Genomic DNA, 3,052 nt, shown 5'->3' on the forward strand with positions numbered 1-3,052 from the left:
CCTACCGCCCCCAGACCAACGGCAAGGTCGAACGCTTCAACCGCACCCTGCTCGACGAATGGGCCTACGCACGCCCCTACCGCACCGAACAGGAACCCCGCGACGCCTACCCCGCCAGGCTCCACGCCTACAATCACCACCGCGGACACACCGCACTCGCAGGCCAACCACCCGCAAGCCGCATCCCCAACCTCACGGGACAGAACACCTACTCGTCGAACTGAAGCCGTAAAGTGGCGTTCGAGGGATGGGTGTCAGGCGACTCCGTCCCGGCTGTTATCGAGGCCGGCCAGCATCCTGTGGGCCGCCTTGAGCTGGACGTGCAGCTCCGGTTCGCCCAAGCCCATCAGGGCCGCTGCCGCTTTGGGTTCCATGCCGAGCCGCTCGTGGAGGAGCGCGGCGTCGGCGGGCCAGTCAGGCAGGGCGCGGTGCAGGCCGTCGGTGCGGGAGTCGCGGACCTTGGCGCGGGCCGCGGTGACCGCGTCGCGCAGCGCCCGCCAGGTGAAGGCGACCGGATTGTCGCGGAGCATCAGGGCGCTCCACACTACGTGTACGCCGACCCCATGAGCCGCGCCCTGGTCACTGAGCTCGTCCAGGTCGGAGTGCCTTCCCAGGCCGCTGCCCTCTCCGGGCTCGTCCGCAGCATGGAACTCGTGCAGTAGCTTCACGAACCTGCAGTCCCGCAGCAGCGTTGGGACGAACACGGGATCGCGCCGGACAAGGAAAGGACCGTTCTGGCCGCAGTTCGCCAGCTGCTGGGTCCGAGGCTGTTCGTCGGCTGCGGCCATGGGTGGAACGGCACCATGGTCCGGCGCACTTCCCGCGCCGGACCATGGTGCCGCACGGGTCAGATGAGATCGAAGTTGAACATGCCGGTTGCTGCGGCAGCGATGAAGGAGCTGTGGGCTGCAGCGCTGAAGGCCAGCGCGGGGCCTGTGGGGTCCTTCGAGTCGCGTACGTATCGGATGTCTCCGCTGGTGGCCATCTCAAGGCAGTCGCCGTTGCCGCCGCTGTGAGTGCTCTTCTTCCACCTGACCGTCAGGGTGGTGGAGTTGGGAACGAATGTCACTTCAGCCTGTCTTTCTGTGCGGTGATGAACTCGAGCGACTGGTCGAGTGACCAGGCCTCGGCGACGATGTCGCGGAACGCTCGGTCGAAGACGGTGACACGCTCGGGTTCCTCGACCCACTCGCTGGTCAGAAGCCCCTCGAGCAGCACGACGTCGAGATTGCCGTTGGGGAATCCGAGGACGGAGAACGGGCCGTTCATGCCCTGGTGGACACCGGTCTCCGACGGCATCACCTGGATGGTGATGTTGGGAAGCGCCGCGAGCTCAAGCAACTTCTCCAACTGTTCGCGCATCGTCTGAGCGCCCCCGACCAGACTGCGAATCGCTGTCTCGTGGATGACCGCCTGCATCTCCACCGGCTTGGGCTGGGTGAGGATGGCCTGACGTTCCCTTCGGACCCGGACGCGCGCCTCCACGTCCTCCGAAGTCGCCCCGATCGCCAGCCGCGTGTGGACCGCGCGAGCGTAGCCCGCCGTCTGGAACAGGCCCGGGATGAGCTGTACCTGGTAGGTCCGGAACGTGGTGGCGTCTTCCTCAAGGCTGATCTGGTCGGCCAGCCATGGCGACAGGACCTCCCCGTAGTTGAGCCACCACCCGCGCTTCTTCCCATCCCGGGCGACTGCCACAAGCGACTCGACAAGCTGCTCGTCGCACTCGTACATCTGAGCCAGCACCCGGACATCGGCCGGCTTGGCAGCCGACCTGGCCAGCTCTATCCGTGACAACTTCGCGCTGGTGATGCCCGTGGCCTGCTCGACGTCCTCCAGCGTGAGGTGACGCGTCTCTCTGATCGTACGGAGCTGGCGGCCGAGTTGACGCTGCCGAACCGTAGCTTCCGCCATGGGTACCCCCAATTCTCGCTATCCAGGCCTGGGTGGCCAGTGTGCCCCGTCAGTCGAGTGGGTCGCCAGCAGCTCCCTGTTCGATGGAGCAGCAACTCTCATCACCAAATGAGAATTCACAAATCTCATGGATGAGCTTGCATTGACGTCGGGTCAGCCGTCATGCTCAATGTCACGGACCGCAGGGACTCGCCTTCGGTGAGTGACCGGCGGCTGTGACGCCTGAGCACGCGTAGAACGACGGCGAGCGAGACACCTTGCCGCGTCGTGCGGTCGGTTGACCGCTTCCCCGAACACCTGCCGAGAGCCTCGACGGGTGGCTCCCAGCGGAGGTATGCCGTGTATGCCGCAAGCAGTGAAGGTTCCACCGACGAGGCCCGGGAGCCGGACACCCGCCTCATGGCCGACATCGAGTTCCCTGCCGAACGGGAACGGATCGGCGATCTCCGCCGCTGGGCGAGGACGGTGCTGCCGACGCTCGGCCTGGACGGTCGTCAGCAGGACGCCGTGCTGGGCGATGTGCAGCTCGTGCTGTCCGAACTCGGCACGAACGCCGTCGTGCACGGCTGTGGTGGCGAGCGGCCGGACGTGATGCTGACCGCGTACTTGCGGTACGACACGGGTGTGCTGCGGGTATCCGTGACCGACCCGGGGCTCGGCCGCCCCGAGTACCGGTCGGCCACCGACGAGGCGACCTGCGGCCGCGGGCTGATGCTCGTCACGGCGGTCGTGTCCCGGTTCGGCGTCGAAGAGCTCCCCGACGGCGGCAAGGAGATCTGGGCCGAGATCGGGCTTCCCGAGCAGGCGCGTCCGGCGGCCACCCTGGGCGAGCAGGTCCATCTGCGGGTCGCGGCACCGCGCGCGGACGCGCTCGTGCGGGAGTTCCGGCCTCGGCCCGCCGTGGGCCGGCTGCCCGGGCAGCCGGCGCTCGACCGAATACCGGCGTGCCCGGCACCGTGTAGGCCTCCGGTAGCACCTGCTGCCTCGCACCCTGATGCCACCGGACTCCGGAACACCCGCCCCGGGAGCAACACGGCGGCGGGTGGCGGAAGAGCACCGCCCCGCCCGCACGGGGCGCGCACGCTCACCGCGTCCAGGGCCGCTTCCCTCGCTCCCTCCGGGAGAGGGCAGGCCCGGACAC

Annotated in this window: 5 protein-coding genes; 2 read left to right on the top strand and 3 right to left on the bottom strand. The window is 67.9% G+C overall.

Annotation, left to right across the window (positions count from 1 at the left end; translation table 11 throughout):
* Positions 1-224 (top strand): integrase core domain-containing protein (locus ACIQOV_RS34940; protein ID WP_401054874.1); only part of this gene is annotated, 224 nt, incomplete at its 5' end.
* Positions 225-254: 30 nt separating this feature from the next.
* On the opposite strand, the gene ACIQOV_RS34945 is transcribed toward ACIQOV_RS34940, so the two are convergent.
* The 3 genes from ACIQOV_RS34945 to ACIQOV_RS34955 all read right to left on the bottom strand — a co-directional run bounded on the left by ACIQOV_RS34945 (position 255) and on the right by ACIQOV_RS34955 (position 1,911).
* Positions 255-668 carry a hypothetical protein gene (locus ACIQOV_RS34945; RefSeq protein WP_401054875.1) on the bottom strand — a complete coding sequence of 138 codons (414 nt, stop codon included), beginning with the start codon at positions 666-668 and terminating at the stop codon, positions 255-257.
* A 179-nt stretch (positions 669-847) separates the two neighbouring features.
* Entirely contained in the window at positions 848-1,069 is a 222-nt protein-coding gene (locus ACIQOV_RS34950) for a DUF397 domain-containing protein (RefSeq protein ID WP_331768715.1), read from the bottom strand.
* The gene (locus tag ACIQOV_RS34955; protein ID WP_331768716.1) at positions 1,066-1,911 is read right to left on the bottom strand and encodes a helix-turn-helix transcriptional regulator; all 846 of its coding nucleotides are present in this window, start codon (positions 1,909-1,911) and stop codon (positions 1,066-1,068) included. The genes ACIQOV_RS34950 and ACIQOV_RS34955 overlap by 4 nt, the downstream gene beginning before the upstream one ends.
* A 399-nt stretch (positions 1,912-2,310) precedes the next feature.
* On the opposite strand from ACIQOV_RS34955, the gene ACIQOV_RS34960 reads away from it, so the two are divergent.
* Positions 2,311-3,052: ATP-binding protein (locus tag ACIQOV_RS34960; RefSeq protein WP_401054876.1), on the top strand; the 742-nt coding region annotated here is incomplete at its 3' end.

This window comes from Kitasatospora sp. NPDC091257, assembly GCF_044757675.1.
In the GTDB taxonomy this organism is placed as follows: Bacteria; Actinomycetota; Actinomycetes; order Streptomycetales; family Streptomycetaceae; genus Kitasatospora; species Kitasatospora lactacystinica.

Bases quoted from the DNA above. Each gene is read 5' to 3' on its own strand.
- ACIQOV_RS34955 (WP_331768716.1), bottom strand. From the start codon at position 1,911: ATGGCGGAAGCTACGGTTCGGCAGCGTCAACTCGGCCGCCAGCTCCGT.